We start from the raw sequence: 18,259 nt of genomic DNA on the forward strand, positions 1-18,259 counted from the left end.
ATAACGAGCTTGAGTATACTGCTATTTCAACATGTATACCCAAAGCTCGTACAAGACTTACGACAGCTTAAGCTGTCGCAATATCAGATTCAGGCTTTTTTACGGCCTGTTGTACCTCGTGTTCTACAACATGAACAGTTTCTTTAGCAATACGACCTTCTTCATCGGTTGGTATGACCCAAATTTGAGGACCTGTTCCAGCATCAATTCGACCTTCTGTACCACGTTTTAAACCATCATTCTGTTCTTTGCTGAGGTTAAAACCGAAGTGTGGTAAGTAAGCAATCGTTTTTTCACGAATATAGGCAGAATTTTCACCAATACCGCCTGTAAAGAATAAACCATCGATACGCGGTAAACCGCAGCTTAATGCCGCAAGTGATTTGGCTAGACGATAACAGAATACTTCAATCGCCAAAGTCGCATCTTCATTACCTTGTTCTGAAGCTTCAATCAAGGTACGCATATCATTTGAAAGATCTGATAAGCCCAGTAAGCCTGATTCACTGTTCAGCATTTTATCAATTTTATAGATGTCCCAGCCTAGATTTGAAGCAAGGAAGCTATGAATACTTGGATCAACATCACCACTACGGGTACCCATGACCACGCCTTCAAGCGGAGTGAGTCCCATGGATGTATCGACACTTTGACCATTCCAGATGGCACAAGTTGAGCTACCATTGCCTAAGTGTGCTGTTAACCAACCGCCATGTTTGTAGCTACCCGCAAGTTCAGAACCACGTTCAGAAACATAGGCATGACTGGTGCCATGGAAACCATAACGACGAACATTATGTTGTGTATACAGGAACTTTGGTAAAGCATAACGATATGCATGTGCAGGCATGGTTTGATGGAATGCTGTATCAAATACTGCAACTTGCGGTAATTCAGGGAATAGACGCATTGTCGCATCGATACCGACTAAATGAGCTGGGTTATGCAGCGGTGCAAGTGGTGTTGCTTCACGAATTTTTTCTACAATTTCAGGCGTCAATAACTCAGCTTTGGTTAAGGTACCGCCATGAACAACACGGTGTCCAATGGCTTGAGGTTTATACTGTGATAAACGACCTAAGATGGTTTCTAAAGCTTTTTCATGGTCTGCATAGGGAATTAAAAGCTCAAGCGGTTGATTGCCTGCCGTGATTCCTTTAATACGTGCATCAGCAGAGCCTAGGTTTTCTGCTAAACCAAAGATTCGATCTTCACGACGTTCAGAAACAAGCGCATATTTGATTGATGAAGATCCGCAGTTAATTACTAATACTGATGTAGACACGTTTGAATACCCGAAATTATAATTTAAAAAAGTCATCCTGATTGATCTGATTATGCTTGTTTATAAAGGGCAAATTAGATCAGCAGTCATGTTGTACCATGTGTAGTTTTTTTGTCCTAGATAGACTTTAGGTGATTAGACTTTTGGACTATCGACCTGATATTGATTAATAATTAATATTTATCAATTGATTGTTAAAAATTATCACTCATTGTTGTTTTAATCTATCAGCATTCTATAGTTTCTTGTAAATAATCTTGTCCTATCCAAAGGCAATCTTTACGTCTTTTTAAAAGACAAGCACATATTTTTTATCAAAATTTTAAATTGACTGATGTTTTTACTGTGTATTAAAAATAAAAAACTCAGCACTTATGTTTGAGATAAATGCTGAGTCGAGTTATTCAAGCTTGGAATCAATGACGAATTTGACCATCACCTAAAACAATCCATTTTTGCGAGGTTAAACCTTCAAGACCGACTGGACCACGGGCATGAATTTTATCCGTAGAAATACCAATTTCAGCACCTAAACCATATTCGAAACCATCAGCAAAACGCGTTGAAGCATTGACCATGACTGAACTTGAATCTACACGGGTTAAGAATTGACGCGCTAAGCTAAAGTTTTCAGTGATGATTGCATCGGTATGATGTGAGCCATATTTGTTAATATGTTGAATGGCTTCTTCAATCCCCGTCACAATTTTCACTGCCAAGATTGGACCTAGATATTCTTCATACCAATCTTCTTCACTGGCTGGTTTTACAGCATTGCCTAAGATTTTTTGAACATTGATACAGCCACGTAATTCAACGTTTTTTTCTGCATAAAGCTCAGCGATACGGGGTAAAAACTCTTCCGCAATTTTTTCATCAACCAACAATGTTTCCATTGCATTACACACACCATAACGATGTGTTTTTGAGTTTAATGCGATAGGAAGTGCTTTATGTAGATCTGCCTGCGCCTCAACAAAAACATGGCAGTTTCCATCGAGATGCTTAATCACAGGAATGGTTGCTTCATTGGTAATGCGTTCAATCAAGCCTTTACCACCACGAGGTACGATGACATCAACATATTCAGACATGGTAATCAATTGACCCACGGCAGCACGGTCAGTGGTGTTAATCACTTGTACACAAGTTTCAGGTAAGCCCGCTGCTTTTAAACCATGTTGAATGGCTTCAGCAATTGCTTGATTTGAATTCAATGCTTCAGAGCCACCACGTAAAATGATGGCATTGCCAGATTTTAACGCAAGTGAGGCCGCTTCAAGGGTAACGTTTGGGCGTGATTCATAAATCATGCCGACCACACCTAAAGGCACGCGCATTTTACCAATCTGAATACCCGTTGGACGGTAAGCAAGATCTGTGATTTCACCAATTGGATCGACAAGGCTGATGACATCTTTTAAGCCTTGTAACATCCCTTTAAAGCGTGTGGGGTTGAGTTCTAAACGATCAAGTAAAGCACTATCCAATTGATTGTCACGACCTTTGCTCATGTCAATTTGGTTGGCGGCCAAGATTTGCGGTTGACTATTTTCCAAAGCAGTATAAATCGCAGATAAGGCATTATTTTTTGCAAGTGTAGTTGCGCCTGCCAAAACACTAGCGGCTTGGCGTGCTTGCTTCCCTACAGTTTGCATATACTGTTCAATTGAGTCTTGCATAGCAGTTTATTTGATCATTAAAAATTTCCCTTTGATAGTAGCAGTCTAAGTAAAGCCAAGGAAGTATTTCACTGAAATAAACTTATTTTGCAGCATTGAAGCGTTAAATATCTTGCAAAATCTTTTGCCATTTAAACTGGATAAACGGTCAATTTAGCGATTGCGTATAAATCACACATCTGTAAGAATGAAACAATAAGGACATTGATGTGATACAGAATTCATGCGTATCACGAATTTGAAAGAATAATGCGGGTCAAAATCTTGCATATTAAAAGAATAAAGCAAGGATGGAGGAAGGATATGAATTCCATTATCCAAATGGACACAGAATCACACCAATCTTTATCAAGCTTTGGTTTTTTCGACATATACCACAAAAACAGTTTTAAGCAGGAGCCAAGAACAACTTGGATTGATGGCTGGAAAATTGAGTATATGGCGATCGCAGATCCACGAACAATTCACAATACACCGATTGTGATTGTGGGCGGAGCGTTCCAAAACTTTAACTCATATAAGTATTGTGTTGAGCAGTTCTTTGAAAGTGGCCCAGTCATTTTGATTGATTTGCCCTCTATGGGCGCCAATCAACAAATCACCAATATCGACTCTGGTTTATCTGCGGGGACATTAGAATTACCTGATCTTTCTCATATGTTGGGGCAGTGGCTTGATATTGTGGCGATTGAAAAGGTTGCTGTGGTGGGGATTTCTTTAGGTTCTGTGATTGCTTCATTTTTTGTTGATCAACGCCCTGAACTGGTCGAAAAAATGATCTTGATGGGGGTGATGCAAGAAACCCGTAAAAGCTGGCGCATGCTGTTAGAAGAATCATTGATGTTGATGAAAGAGCAACGTATGGGCGAGTTTGGTCAGGCCGTGATTTTGTATTTAGTCAATCATGCCAAGCTTGATAAAACACGCATGTCGCCCACAGCCAAAAGATTGTTCTTTAAGCAAATGGCTGAGTTTTCAAATACTGAACAAGAACGTTATGAAATCAATTGTAATCGTCTATTGCGGTTAAGCCATGTACCGGTTCCTCAAGTGAATACACTGGTGGCATGTGGTCAATACGACAGTTTTACCTTACCTCATGAAAATGCAAACTTTGCTTTGCAATGCCCAGATATGCAGTTTGCAATGATTGCCAATGCCGATCATGTTCCACAATTACAACGTCGTAAAGAAACCATGACTTTATTCACCACTTACTTAAAAGGTGGGTCGATCCAAGGACTGGATGGTATTGTCAATTTCACACGGGAACAAATGCAGCATATAGAGCGTCGTGGGGAAAATCGTATTCAAGTGCTTGATCCACATCGTCAGTTGACACATCGCCATTCAAATAAAGTGATTCAGGTTGACGTGGTTGATTTAAATTACTTTGGTTTATTGATGCGTTTTGATCATCAACAAGATTTAGCTTTTGTAAATCAACATACCCGTGATTTGGCTTTAAATTTAAGTGATGATGAAGGTGAGTTTGCGATTGAATGTTTGATTTTTGAAACCTCTGCATCTGGTGTTCGCGCACTATTTAAGCATGGTAGCTTTGAAAATGCAGATCGCTTATTACGGTTTATTGCACGCCAGACTCAAGCAGTGCAGTTATGTATAGCGCAAGAAGGCGCGGTGGCTTAAGCTTTTGATATATTGATCTGTTAAAAACCAGTTTTTTTGACTGGTTTTTTTTATTTCTTAGAATTGAAGTATTTAAATCTCAATAAATGATTGCTTTAGCGTTGTGCATCAATCATCCACACCAAATCACCTAGATGTTCTTCAGTATTGTATTCAGTTGAATCTGTATTGAAATAGACACGGGGCTGAATCACTTCAACTTTTTGAAAACCAGCTTGGTAGATAAAATTTCTGACTTGTTCTGGTGTGACAAAGTGAAAAGTAAAAGCACTTCGTGACATGACTTTTAACAGCTTGCTGCTGTTCCAAATCACTTTTGCCAATTTATTTTTTACCGGTTCAGGGTAAAGGTCGGTGAGATAATGCAGACTGTTAAAGTCTTGCCCATAATGGGCAATCGATTGAATCAATTGTTGTAACAGTTCTTTAGTGAAGTAGTTAATTAAACCTTCACTGATCACGACAAGTGGTCGTTGTGGATCAAATACTTCAAAGGCTTTTTTAAAATCCTCTGTAAATAAGTCAACAGACAACACATCTGGGCTATTGTGATCAATTTGCTTAAGCGCCGTTTGCTTGGTTTTTGCCATATCGGGTAAATCTAATTCACGATAATCAATCAAGGGATAATGTTGCCTAAACCACCAGCCTCTTGGTGACAGTCCAGCGGCTATTTCCAATACTTGTAAGTCAGGAGACTGTTCAATCAGTTCAGCTAAACGCTCATCCAACATGGTATGACGTTGCTTGAGTGTGGTACGCATACTGCCACCTACATATTTTTCTCCCCAACTTTCTATTGGATGGGCAATCATAGCCAAAGTTTTACCTTTGGATGTGGCAAACAAGGGATGAGAAATGCCCATTTGATACCAAATATAGCCTGTGTAATGGGCTGTAAATGAAATATGGCGGTGCTTGGAAAGTTGCTGGTCTGACATAGTTATCCTTAACTTTTATTTTTTCTAATGGGGTCATGATGAAAAGCAATTAAAAACAAGACTAAAAATTTAATTTTGTTTCATCGTCTTTTTTTGATCCTTTGCTATCCTCCAGTTGAAAGAAGGATAGCTTAAATCTCTTTGATCATTAAAGGCTTAAAATTTGCCCCCGCTTGTCATCAAGATGGGCAGGGAAATTGAGTCATCTAGCGCAATATCCTATGGATAGCTCTCTATTGGTTTTAAAGTGAATTTTTAAATTCTTCAATGACTTTTTTGACAGCTTGCCATTCATTTCCAAGATCAAATGTTTCATCAATACTGATCTGAGGAATTTTGCCACGCATACGTTCTAAACGTGCTTGATTTGGCAAAGGCAGGTTTTCTATCCCAGCCAATGCGATACATGCCGATTCACGGTTATTACACACCAAGCCCATATCACAACCTGCTTCGAGGGCAGCACGGATACGTGCATCTGCTCCGCCTGCAACACAAGCTGCTTGCATGCTTAAATCATCTGAGAATAGCACACCATCAAATTGAAGTTCTTGGCGTAAAATCGTTTGAATCCAGTAAGGTGAAAAACCAGCAGGATTTGGATCTACTTTTTCATAAATCACATGTGCAGGCATCAGTGCATCCAGCTGAGTTTGTAGCTGAATAAAGCTTTGCATATCATTGTTATAAATGTCTTGGTATTCACGTGGATCAATTGCTGCAGCAACATGAGAATCTGCTTTCACAGAACCATGTCCAGGAAAGTGTTTTCCTGTGGTTGCCATACCCGCACGTTGCATTCCTTTCATAAATGCGCTGGCAAGTGGCACAATATCTTGTACATTTTTTGCAAAGGCACGATCGCCAATCACATCACTAATGTCATTCAGATCTAAAACAGGTGCAAAACTAAAATCAATCCCCACTGCAAGCACTTCAATTGCCATGAGCCAACCACATTGTTCAGCCAGGGTTAAGGCTTTTTCAGGTTGAGTTAAGTAAAGCTCACCAAAATGCCCCATGGCTGGTAGTAGAGTAAAACCTTGTTTTAGGCGTTGTACTCGTCCACCTTCTTGATCAACGGCAATAAGAATGTCGGGACGAATTTGGCGCATATGATCAGTTAAAGCGCGAACTTGAGCGGGTGATTCTATATTTCTTGAAAATAAAATCATGCCACCGACTTGCGGAGTTTGTAATAGTTCAATATCTTCTTGAGTAAGTTCTGTGCCTGCAATATCAAGCATCAATGCGCCGATCATAGGAATCCACGGTTGTATTTATATAAACTGGGAAACAATACCCGATTTCTGCAATGATTTGCTACACTTACTCAGTACAGATTATGCTAAAACTACACAACATAAACAGATAAAGTCGTTTAAGATATTGAAACTGTTGAGTTCAGATTGAAAAACGATATAGAAATTGGAAAACCCAAGGAAGTATTAAGAATTTATGAAAATTCAAACTCTCGCTTGCGCTATAGCACTTGCAACAGGTGGTTTATTCTTTACTCATACCATCAATCAGGCAATGGCGGAAACCAATGCTACAAACGTGTCTCAATCGATTCATCCTTCACAAGATCAAGCCTTAGTGACACGTCAACTTGCAACATTGATTGACCGTCAGCATTATTTGAATATGCGTTTAGATGCAAATACATCAAATCGTATTTTAGATATGTATATTGATAGCCTTGATCCAGAGCACACCTTATTTTTAGCTTCAGAAATTGAACAATATAAAAAACAATATGGTGCAACACTCGGCGCAAAATTAAAAGCAGGCGATTTGTCTGGACCATTTGCGATTCATGCGCATTATCGTGCACGTTTAAAAGAATTTTATGAATTTGAATTGGCTGAACTTAAAAAGACCCAGAACTTAAATCAGCCAAATGAATTTATTGATGCAGATCGTGAGAAAGCTGAGTTCTTTGCCAGCAAAGCCGAGTTGCAAAACTATTGGCGTAAGATGCTGGTGTCGCAATTAATCAATCTCACTATTGCTAAGCAAGAAGATCAAGCCAAACAAAAAGCATTAAAAGATGATCCAACATTGGCTAATGGTCAAGATTTGGCAGCGTCAGAAGATCTTACACCTGTTCAAACACTCACCAAGCGTTATACCCGCCAACTAGAGCGTATTGGACGAACCAAGAGTGATGACGTACTGGAACGTATCCTCAATGCAATGACCTTGACCTACGATCCGCACAGCAATTATTTCCCACCAGTCGATGCTATGGAATTGAATCGTCAAACCACTTTACAACTTGAAGGTATCGGTGTTTCGATTCGTCCTGAGCGTGGTAATGAAGACTATACCAAGATTGAAACCATTGTAGATGGTGGGCCTGCAAGTAAGACAGGGCAGGTCAAATCTGGTGATCGCATTATTGGCGTTGCACAAGATGGCAATAAAATGGTCGACGTGATTGGTTGGCCAAGTTCTGAAATTGTTGGATTGATTCGTGGTAAACGTGGCACCAAGGTGTCAGTGAAATTGTTGGCTGCGGGCGCTTCTATGAGCCAAGCACGAGTTGTGACCATTACTCGTGATGTGATTCAAGAAGAAGATGCCGGTGTGCGTTCACGGACTGTAGAGCTAACACGTGATGGTAAAAAACATAAGTTTGGTGTTTTAGAAATCCCATCTTTCTATCTGAACTATCGCGCACGTCGTGCAGGGACTGAATACCGTTCTGTTTCAGAAGATACCAATAAAGCATTGAAGTCACTTGCAGCACAAAATGTAGAAGGGATTATTATTGATTTGCGTAATAACCCAGGTGGTTCTTTAGAAGAAGTTGCCAAAATGATTGGGCAAGTGATTAAAGAAGGCCCTGTGGTTCAAATCCGTGATGGTAACGGCAATGTGAGTGTTTTTGAAGACACCGATGGTGGTGCGCAAACCTATTCAGGTCCTTTGGCTGTTTTGGTTAACTTAGCATCGGCTTCTGCCAGTGAAATTTACTCTGCTGCCTTACAAGATTACGATCGTGCTGTAATTTTAGGAAGTACGACCACGGGTAAAGGGACTGCGCAAGTTCAATTGGATAGTCTTGCCTATGGTCAAGCAACCTTAACGCAACGTAAATTCTACCGTGTTACTGGTGGCAGTACCCAAAACAAAGGTGTGATTCCAGATATCAAACTGGTGGACATTTATGATGAAGAGTTTGGTGAGCGTAAAGCTAAAAATGCTTTGAAATGGGATACGATTCCGACTGCACCGTTTAAACGTGAAGGGTCAATTCAACCGTATGTAGCACAGCTTGGTGAAAAATCAAAAGTTCGTGCGGCAGGTGATCCACAGTTCCAATATTTAGAGACGCGTAAAGCGATTGCTCAAGAAACTAAAGATCAGAAACGAATCTCTTTAGATATTGATAAACGTAAAGCAGATTTGGTGGCGCTAGAAGCAAGAACATTGGCTGCGGAGAACAAGCGTCGTACTGAAACAGGATTAAAGCCATATTCAAATTGGGAAAGTTACCAAGCAAGTTTGGATGCCTTGGCTGAATCGAGAGCAAAAATGAAGGTAAACCAACGTCCGTCATTGCCTGAGGAAGAGACCTTTGTGAATGAGGCTGCCAATGTTCTGTTAGATTTGGCACATCTAACAAGTAAATAACTAAAAATTCTATTTAGGTAAAATAAAAAAGCATATCTCGGATATGCTTTTTTTATTTCGATTCAAAAAATAACTTGACGTTCAATAGGATAGTGATATTTTAAGTAAAACGAACGTTCTTTAAAAAAAGGTGAACCTTCTCGCAATTTTGCGTTGTATATATAGAGGTTGCTTATAACAAAAATAGGTTCATTACTGGAAGTAAATTTTTATGAGTTATATGAGTTATGATAGTAATCTCGTAATAGGTTCTGCATGTATTGCAGTTATCATCTGTTACGTAGCTATTTCATTAGAACAACTCATATTTACCCAACATACCCCTCGCCTACAGAAAATTATCTTGTGCTTAAGTGGCATGGTTTTTGGCTTCGCCATTTGGGCAATGCACTTTGTCGGAATGTTGGCTTGTGATCTACCACAAGGTTATTCCTTTGATCTAACATTAACCGTGATTTCCTATATTATTGCCGCATTGGCTTCGACTTTTGCGATATGGTTGACCACTCAAGAGACCTTGCCGATTGTACGGTTGATTTTAGGTGGCGTGTTGATGGGACTGGGAATCTCAGGGATGCATTATATTGGCATGCTGGGGTTAACTATTCCAAACCAACAAGTTGATTATGATGCTATTTTGGTGATGCTCTCTGTCATCATTGCAATTAGTGGTTCTGGCTTGTCTTTCTGGCTCGCATTTAAATATAAGAATTCTTTTAACCATAAGATGCTTTATAAAATTGCTGTATCGATCATGATCGCTCTCAGTATTGTGGGAATGCATTATATCGGTATGGCAGCAGCAACGATCTCATCGGTGCATGACCATCATTTTGGAAGTCAATTACACGAAGGGCAAGGTATTTTATTGTTTACCATTATTTTTGTAGCGAGTTTAATACTTGTTTCTGCTTTTTGTGTGGCGATTTTAGAACGAAGATTAGAAGAACGTAGTTTACAGTTATTACAAGCCAATAAAGAGCTTGAAGACTTAGCACTTCAAGACAATTTGACTAAACTTCCAAACCGATTATTTCTAGTCGAATATACTGATGCTTTATTTCTAGATTATAAGGATATACAGTCTAAAATTGCTTTTATTTATATTGATTTAGACCGCTTTAAATCAGTCAACGATGCATTTGGTCATCATATCGGTGATGAGCTTCTGGTTAAACTAGCCCAGCGTTTATATCCTTTACTTAATGATGGGCAAAGACTCACCCGTATTGGTGGAGATGAGTTTATTCTGATTCTGGAAGATTCTAATCGTAATGAAGCTGAAGAGATTGCCGAATTATTCTTACAAAAAATACAAGATGGTTTTCAAATTTCAGGTAAAGAAATCAATATTTCTGCCAGCATTGGTATCGTATTTTTTCCAGACCATGGGCAGAACTTACAAGACTTATTGATTAACGCTGACTCCGCTATGATGCAATCTAAAGAGCAGGGGCGTAATACTTTTAGCGTTTATAGCAGTTCATTAGACCAACAACACCAAAGCCGAAGTCAATCTAAACTCATTAACGATTTATATAAAGCAGTAGAAGAACAACAATTTATTCTATTTTATCAACCTAAATTCACAGCCGACTACCAAATTTGTGGCGTAGAAGCTTTAATTCGTTGGAAGCATCCAACCCTAGGCTTATTGGCTCCGAGTATGTTTATTGATGGCGCTGAGCAAACCGGTCTGATTATTCGTATGGGCTATTGGGCTTTAGAAAAAGCATGTAAGCAAATTCAAGAATGGGAAGATAAAAAATATGCTTTTGGTCCCATCGCAGTAAATCTTTCAGCTGTGCAATTTGAACATAAGCATTTGATTGAAACTTTAGAAAAATTGATTCAAAAATACCATGTCAAGAATGGTAATTTAATTATTGAAATTACTGAATCTACAGCGATGCATCATATTGATGACAGCATTCAAACCTTTGAGAAATTAAGAAATTTAGGTATCCGACTGGCAATTGATGATTTTGGAACGGGGCATTCGAGTTTCTTGTATTTAAAAGATTTACCAGTAGATGAATTAAAAATAGATCGAGAATTTATCCGTAATTTGTGTGAAGGTTCAAAAGAACAAATCATTTTAGAAAGTATTATTCATTTGGCGATTCGTTTGGGTTTGGTGGTGACGGCAGAAGGTGTTGAAACTGAACAACAGGCGCAGATTCTTAAACGCTTAGGTTGTCAGCAATTACAAGGTTATTTGTTAGGAATGCCGCTACCTGTAGACCGTTTGGAAACCAATTATAGTATGGTTAAAGCTGTACCTTAAATATAAAAATATTCAGCAAGCTAAAGACTTGCTACTGTCATTCAAACGAGGTTTAAGATGGGCATGTAGCATGTATTTTTTTGAATGAGTTTTAAAATAAATTAGATGATACTTTCCGCTCAGAGCAGTTAGCTATTTACAGTATTTCTAAATCATTATACGAATTTAAATATAATTGTTAAATATTTTTATATAATAGAGGTATTTAAAAATGTAAACTGGATATTTGGTTTATATTTAGAATATGGATTTAGCTAAGAAGTGTTAATCTTTTTTAATAATTTACATCAAGGTTAGATTAGTTTATATATTTATTGAAAATTAATTTGTAAATCAATTATTTGAATTCATCGTTTTTTTGTTTTTTATCAACTTAGGTGATTTTTAATTATAAATATGTATAGAAAAATATAATTATTTAATTCGGTTTGAACTGCTTTAGTGGGATTTTTCTATATTTTATAATTGTGGTTGGTGTTTTTTTTTGATGTTTGATTAAATTAAAGTTTATATTTTTAGTAAATATGTTGTAAGTTAAGGGTGTGTGGAGTTTAGTAAATATATCGATCTGGAAATAAGTGATATGGTCTCTTTTTAATATAATAATAATCCCAAAGACTTTGCAATTTTTAACTTGTTGATGTGGTTTATTTTAAGTTAAATCTTAATTTATATTGTAATGTATTTTGACTTGAAATGTGTTCGTATATCATTAATTTTTTCAATAAAATGCTCCAATTTTATTAGTGTAGAGTATGTTGAAAAACATCCATATTGTTTTATATTTTAATAAATAAGTTTTTGAAATTTTAAATGTGCATTAAAGATTCTGGTGTATTAAACATCTTTTAATAATTAAAATTCTATATAAAACAATATTTTGGGTGATTATTGATTCCTTTTTTTTGAAGTGTATGTTTTTTTGCTCTTAGATTAAATTATTCTCTAAAAAATTTCATAATAGAATTAAGATTTTAAAATTCATGAATATAAACTGGCTGTTTTCTTATTTTTTATTATTTTAAGAGATGAGAGCTTCGATGAGTAATGTTTTTTTTTACCAAAAGCAGTTTCTATTTATAATCAGATCAACGACTAATTTTTTTATATTTCTCTGTATCATTTTTACTGTATCGATGACAAAGGCAGAAATAGTATTAACAAAACCAGAGAATAATTTAAAGAATAAACTTTCTCAATTCTTGGCTCCTGAGTCTAATCAGGATTATAAATTTTTTAATTTACAAAAATTAAAAAATTTGCAATTAGAACAAAGTCAATTCCAAAAAATTGGGAATGACGGTTTTTTTTCAACTATACCTAATGCCTTATCAAATGATTCTATTGGTTTAATTGATGCGATCTATTATTCAATTCAACAAAATCCCGATATTTCTCAAGCGATTGCTAGCTTATCAGCACAAAATTCAGGGGTTGATTTTGCAAAAGCTGGTTATTATCCACAATTATCGGGAGGAGTGAGTACAGGAGATTTAACAACTGGAGAGCGAGGTCGCCAGTTACTCAGTTTAAATGCAACCCAGATGGTTTATGATTTTGGAAAAATAAAGTCTGGGGTTTCAGTAGCACAAGCCAAGGTACAACTTGAACAAGCAAATGTTTTAGTCAGTATAGATGATATCGCTTTAGATACGTCCCTAACTATTATTAATATTCAGCGTTATCTTCGGTTGAATAAAATTGCAGAACAACAAATAGCTGGTATTCAACGAATTAAAGATATCGCAAATTTACGTACCAATGCTGGAATCAGTAGTCAAGCTGATCCAATTCAAGCTCAATCTTATTTAGAGTCAGCACAATCAGGTTTAATTGCTCAACAGTCTTTGTTACGCCAGTATCAACAACATTTACGAATACTTTTAGGCGTGGATATTTTTAATAAGCTTTGGATCATTCCAGATGATTTAGTCATGCAATCGGATCTATATGGCGAACCTCAATTTAATATCATTCCTAAAATGATTGTAGCTCTCGCTAAAGTGGAAGTTGCAAAAGCTCAAAAAGATCAGACTCGATTAAGTCGTTATCCAACTTTTGCAGTTAAAGGCTCTTTAAATCAAGCTTTAAATGGTCGTAATCCGAATAATGGTAGAGATGATGGATTTTATAGTTCAATTATGCTTGAAGCGACTAGTCAGTTTTACCAAGGTGGGGCTAATTCTTCTCAAGTAAAAATGGCGAGTTATGCAGAAGAGGCTGCAAAATCAGAAGTGAGCTCGGTATACCGAGATGTTCTAAATCAGATTAGGACGAACCGTGAACAAATTGAAAATAAACAGCGCCAGATACAAGTTTTAGCAAATAGGCAAGAAACTACAGTTCGGACCAGAGAGCTATACCAAGAACAATATAAGCTTGGAACACGTTCATTGGTTGATTTACTTAATGCCGAGCAAGCAATCCATAGTGCAAATGCAGAACTCGAAACAGCACGTTATGACATCTATAACAGTATCGTTCAGTACATTGCAGCGACAGGCCGTTCGAGACAGGTTTATGGCTTAAACAATATTTCAATTCAGGGGTTCGAAGTCCAGCCATGACAACAAAAATTAATTATCAACCTTGGTTAAAGGCAATACTGAGTGTTGCTAAGTATTATCGAATTGAGCCATCAGAAGAAAGAATCCGCTTACAATTGGATTGGAATCAAAACCAAAATCTTGACGATATTTTACAATTGATTGCCCGTCAGGTTGGGTTAAATTTACGTAAAACCGATTTTTCAGTAGAGCTTTTAAACCCATGGCTTTTACCTGTTATTGTTGCATTTGATGGTGGGCAAGTGGGGGTGGTTGATAAAGCAGATAAGTTGGGAAATGTTAATATTCAATTCAGTGGTGATCAAGGTTTATCACAAAGTTTTCATATAGATTTATTAAAAGATGAAATCAAGCATGCATATATTTTGCGGCCAGAGACTTCAATTCCGGATGCCCGTGTTGATGAATACATTAAGCCATATCAAGAAAATTGGTTCTGGTCGATTGCTTTACAAGATTGGAAGCGATATATCGATATAATGTTTGCCTCTTTGATTGCAAACATATTGGCATTGGCAACCATTGTCTTTTCTATGCAGGTTTATGACCGTGTCGTACCTTCACAATCTATTTCAACATTATGGGTGTTAGCTGGTGGGGTATTAATTGCTGCGATCTTTGAATTCGTATTACGTGTATCTCGTGTTTATTTATCCGATATTATTGGAAAACGAGCAGATTTGCGTATTTCAGATCGCGTTCTGGGACACGCTCTAAGAATTAAAAATAAAGATCGTTCAAAATCGACAGGTAGTTTTATATCTCAAATTCGCGAACTTGAAGGTGTTAGAGAGCTTATTACTTCTACCACAATTGGCGCGATTGCTGACTTCCCATTCTTTTTTCTTTTTTTGATCATTTTTGCCTTCATTGGGGGGAATTTATTTTGGGTGATGTTATTGGTTATTCCACTCATGATTTTACCTGCTATTTTGGTACAGAAAAAATTGGCACATCTGGCACAAGAGGGGATGCGTGAATCTGCTATTCGTAATGCAATATTAGTAGAAGTTGTCCAAGGGATAGAAGATATCAAGTTATTGAGGGCGGAGTCTCGTTTCCAAAATCAGTGGAACCATATGAATGAAATTTCAGCTGATATTGGGATGAAACAACGTAAAATTGTGGGTACTTTGATGGCCTGGACACAAAAACTTCAGGGTCTGACATACGCTATGGTTGTTTTAGTTGGCTGTTTTGCTGTGATCGATGGTGAAATGACAACTGGTGCTCTGGTTGCCTGTTCAATTTTATCATCACGAATGCTGGCTCCAATTGCCCAAATTACAGGAATACTAGGGCGTTTACAGCAAGCTAAAATAGCGAAACAAAGTTTAGATGAGTTGATGAAGCGACCTATTGATCAAGCAGAGCATTCTCATTTAGTTCACAAACCTGTTTTAAATGGAGACTATGAATTAAAGAATGTTTTGTTTCAATATGGAGATGACGATCCTAAACCGAGCCTTATGATTCGTCATTTGAAAATTCGTACAGGCGAAAAAATCGCAATATTAGGTCGTAATGGTGCGGGGAAGTCAACTTTGCTGCAATTACTATCAGGTATGCAGGAACCAACTCAAGGTGCAGTTCATCTTGACGGCCTGGACTTATCTTTAATAGATCCATCTGATGTACGACGTGATATGGGTTTACTCAATCAAAATGCGTATTTGTTCTATGGCACAATTCGTGAAAATTTGACATTAGGTTCACCTTTAGCAACGGATGCGGACATATTAAATGTCTTGACTGTTACAGGGGCCCTCGCTTTTGTTCAAGAAAAGAAGGAAGGATTAGATCACCTGATTTTGGAAGGAGGGATTGGTTTTTCTGGAGGTCAACGACAAGCATTTTTATTGGCTCGATTATTGATTCGTCAACCTAATATATTATTGCTGGATGAACCTACAGCATCCATTGATGATGTTGCAGAAAAACAACTGATTGATCATTTGAAAGGTTGGCTAGCTCATAGGACGCTCATTGTTGCAACACATCGCCGAGCTGTATTAGAACTGGTTGATCGTATTATTGTCGTTAATGATGGAAAAATTGTAATGGATGGGCCAAGAGATCAGATATTAAGTCAATCTATTGCTCAACAAAACAATATTAAACAAGGGGATAATTCATGAGCGAGCAACAAGAAAAAGATCGTTCAATGAATGTTTCATATACCGAGCCACCTTTACCTAGTGTCAGCTTAGTTATTTGGATTGTAGGTATTGGTTTTCTAGTTTTCTGTACTTGGGCATGGGTATTTAAACTTGAGGAAGTATCTACTGGGGTGGGAAAAGTTATTCCTTCATCTAAAGAACAGGTAATTCAGTCTTTGGAAGGAGGGATTCTCACCAAATTAAATGTACAAGAAGGTGATATCGTTGAGAAGGGTGAAGTACTCGCACAGTTAGATTCCACTCGTTTTGCATCAAATGTTGGTGAATCCAAATCTCTACTTGTTGCAGCCCAGGCAACAGCAGCTCGTTTACGTGCAGAAGTAAATGGAACACCATTAGTTTTCCCTAAGATTGTTGCAACAGATTCACTGTTGGTGAGTGAGGAAACGGCTTTATATCAGTCGAGACGGGAGGATGTAGAGCAGACTTTGAAAGGGTATAAAGAGGCGTTACAGTTGGTACAGCAGGAATTAACTATGACTGAGCCATTGGTTGCTAAAGGAGCGGCTAGTGAAGTTGAAGTTTTACGTTTGCGTCGTTCAGCAAATGATTTACAAAATAAAATGAATGATGTTCGTAATCAATATTATGTGAAAGCTCGGGAAGAATTAGCTAAAGCCAATATGGATATCCAAACTCAGCAACAAGTGGTTATGGGGAGAACTGATAGTTTAGATCGAACAATTTTTAGGGCACCAGTACGTGGTGTAGTGAAAGAAATTTCGGTGACAACTCAAGGTGGTGTCATACCACAAAATGGCAAGTTTATGACGATAGTTCCAATTGATGAAAAGCTTTTGATTGAAGCTCGGATCTTGCCACGTGATATCGCTTTTATTCATCCAGGGCAAGAAGCACTAGTAAAAGTCACGGCATATGATTATTCAATTTACGGTGGATTAAAAGGTAAAGTGACAGTGATATCTCCAGATACTATTCGGGACGAGGTAAAACAAGATCAATTTTATTATAGAGTATATATTCGTACGGATTCTGATAAGCTTTATAATAAGTATAAAAAATCATTTGCAATAACCCCTGGTATGGTGGCTAGTGTGGATATTCGTACTGGTGAGAAAACAATACTAGATTATTTGCTAAAACCATTTAATAAAGTAAAAGAAGCATTGCGTGAAAGGTAGATTCTTTAATATAGATATGAATTATAAATATTAGTAATTTTTAGCTATATTTTTTTGAATGTTTTTATTATTTTAAAATGTGAATTTTATTATTTGTATTTTAAAACACAACTGGGTAATAATTATATTTTAGACATTTAATTAATGTAAGATATTGAAAAATAGATAATATATTTAATTTAATTGCTTTGATTAAAAAACATACTGTGTTTTTGATTTTTTTATGTGATGAAATTCATGTATAGAATTTATTTGTGTGTTGAGGTTTGCCTTTATTTTATCTAATTTATTCCATAGTTTGGGCTCTTTTTATTTAAGAGCTTTAAATTGGATTCATTTAAATAAAATCCTTTAAGGGGCATAAAATATGTCAGAAATACAAGTTGTTTCTAAGGAAAGTCATAAGATTTTAGAAACTACAACAAAAGATAATGTTTCACTTTCAGAAGCATCCGTGGTTTTAATAAGGGTGAATAAAGAAGATGTTTCTGAAATAAGACAGGATGGTAGAAATGCAATTATTACTTTAAAAAATGGTGAAAAGATTGTAATAGTTGATTTCTTTAATGGTGGTAATTATTCAACTGATAATAGTTTAGTTTTTGAAGATGGTAACCATAAATTAGTTTGGGTGCAATTTACAGATAGTAATGGAGCACTATTAGAGAATATTACATATAGTTATATCGATGATATCGAACCATTACTTTATCATGATGGGGCAGCCTCGCCATGGGCATGGCTATCGGTACCATTAACTGCTGCAGGAATTTTGTGGTGGGCAAATGATAATGATGGTGATGGTAAATCCTCAGTAAAACCTGATACTACTCCACCCGCAGCCCCTGTAGTTGATCCAATTAATGGGAAAGATCCAATTACA

Annotated in this window: 9 protein-coding genes and 3 pseudogenes; 8 read left to right on the forward strand and 4 right to left on the reverse strand. The window is 37.1% G+C overall.

Going from position 1 to position 18,259, the window contains the following annotated elements; all coding sequences use genetic code 11:
* Positions 1-67 precede the first annotated feature (67 nt).
* The gene (locus FY049_RS20405; protein ID WP_446084235.1) at positions 68-1,285 is read right to left on the reverse strand and encodes an acetate/propionate family kinase; all 1,218 of its coding nucleotides are present in this window, start codon (positions 1,283-1,285) and stop codon (positions 68-70) included.
* 416 nt (positions 1,286-1,701) lie between these two features.
* Positions 1,702-2,967, reverse strand: coding sequence for a glutamate-5-semialdehyde dehydrogenase (locus tag FY049_RS20410; RefSeq protein WP_056514119.1), 1,266 nt, complete (start codon positions 2,965-2,967; stop codon positions 1,702-1,704).
* A gap of 303 nt (positions 2,968-3,270) precedes the next feature.
* Between FY049_RS20410 and FY049_RS20415 the strand changes: the two are divergent.
* Both FY049_RS20415 and FY049_RS20420 read left to right on the forward strand, forming a co-directional pair.
* Positions 3,271-4,318 (forward strand): annotated as a pseudogene (locus FY049_RS20415) (alpha/beta fold hydrolase); the annotation flags it as partial.
* 77 nt (positions 4,319-4,395) lie between these two features.
* A pseudogene (locus tag FY049_RS20420) lies at positions 4,396-4,617 on the forward strand (alpha/beta fold hydrolase); the annotation flags it as partial.
* A 95-nt stretch (positions 4,618-4,712) separates the two neighbouring features.
* Here the strand turns inward: FY049_RS20420 and FY049_RS20425 are convergent.
* Together FY049_RS20425 and nagZ are read right to left on the reverse strand one after the other, a co-directional pair.
* The gene (locus FY049_RS20425; protein WP_004726557.1) at positions 4,713-5,558 is read right to left on the reverse strand and encodes a class I SAM-dependent methyltransferase; all 846 of its coding nucleotides are present in this window, start codon (positions 5,556-5,558) and stop codon (positions 4,713-4,715) included.
* A 242-nt stretch (positions 5,559-5,800) separates the two neighbouring features.
* Positions 5,801-6,820 carry a beta-N-acetylhexosaminidase gene (nagZ, locus tag FY049_RS20430; protein ID WP_419262905.1) on the reverse strand — a complete coding sequence of 340 codons (1,020 nt, stop codon included), beginning with the start codon at positions 6,818-6,820 and terminating at the stop codon, positions 5,801-5,803.
* A gap of 196 nt (positions 6,821-7,016) precedes the next feature.
* Here nagZ and FY049_RS20435 point away from each other — a divergent pair, with 196 nt between their 5' ends.
* The 6 genes and pseudogenes from FY049_RS20435 to FY049_RS20460 all read left to right on the forward strand — a co-directional run.
* Positions 7,017-9,200: a carboxy terminal-processing peptidase gene (locus tag FY049_RS20435; protein WP_004726561.1), complete on the forward strand. Its 2,184-nt coding sequence runs from the start codon at positions 7,017-7,019 to the stop codon at positions 9,198-9,200.
* A gap of 211 nt (positions 9,201-9,411) precedes the next feature.
* A complete protein-coding gene (locus FY049_RS20440) occupies positions 9,412-11,487 on the forward strand; it encodes a putative bifunctional diguanylate cyclase/phosphodiesterase (RefSeq protein ID WP_446084236.1) in 2,076 nt (691 codons plus the stop codon).
* A 1,172-nt stretch (positions 11,488-12,659) separates the two neighbouring features.
* Positions 12,660-14,054, forward strand: a pseudogene (locus FY049_RS20445) (TolC family protein); the annotation flags it as partial.
* The gene (locus FY049_RS20450; protein ID WP_446084237.1) at positions 14,051-16,192 is read left to right on the forward strand and encodes a type I secretion system permease/ATPase; all 2,142 of its coding nucleotides are present in this window, start codon (positions 14,051-14,053) and stop codon (positions 16,190-16,192) included. The pseudogene FY049_RS20445 and the gene FY049_RS20450, both read left to right, overlap by 4 nt.
* On the forward strand, positions 16,189-17,376 hold the full coding sequence (locus FY049_RS20455) for an HlyD family efflux transporter periplasmic adaptor subunit (RefSeq protein WP_335955493.1): 1,188 nt from the start codon (positions 16,189-16,191) through the stop codon (positions 17,374-17,376). Before FY049_RS20450 ends, FY049_RS20455 begins: the two co-directional genes overlap by 4 nt.
* A 367-nt stretch (positions 17,377-17,743) precedes the next feature.
* Positions 17,744-18,259: BapA/Bap/LapF family prefix-like domain-containing protein (locus FY049_RS20460; RefSeq protein ID WP_446084238.1), on the forward strand; the 516-nt coding region annotated here is incomplete at its 3' end.

It is taken from the genome of Acinetobacter sp. 1125_18A (assembly GCF_052824985.1).

Excerpts from the sequence above, each read along its gene's own strand:
- FY049_RS20410 (WP_056514119.1), bottom strand. The coding sequence starts at position 2,967 with ATGCAAGACTCAATTGAACAGTATATGCAAACTGTAGGGAAGCAAGCA.
- FY049_RS20425 (WP_004726557.1), bottom strand. The coding sequence starts at position 5,558 with ATGTCAGACCAGCAACTTTCCAAGCACCGCCATATTTCATTTACAGCC.
- nagZ (WP_419262905.1), bottom strand. The coding sequence starts at position 6,820 with ATGATCGGCGCATTGATGCTTGATATTGCAGGCACAGAACTTACTCAA.
- FY049_RS20435 (WP_004726561.1), top strand. The coding sequence starts at position 7,017 with ATGAAAATTCAAACTCTCGCTTGCGCTATAGCACTTGCAACAGGTGGT.
- FY049_RS20440 (WP_446084236.1), top strand. The coding sequence starts at position 9,412 with ATGAGTTATATGAGTTATGATAGTAATCTCGTAATAGGTTCTGCATGT.
- FY049_RS20450 (WP_446084237.1), top strand. The coding sequence starts at position 14,051 with ATGACAACAAAAATTAATTATCAACCTTGGTTAAAGGCAATACTGAGT.
- FY049_RS20455 (WP_335955493.1), top strand. The coding sequence starts at position 16,189 with ATGAGCGAGCAACAAGAAAAAGATCGTTCAATGAATGTTTCATATACC.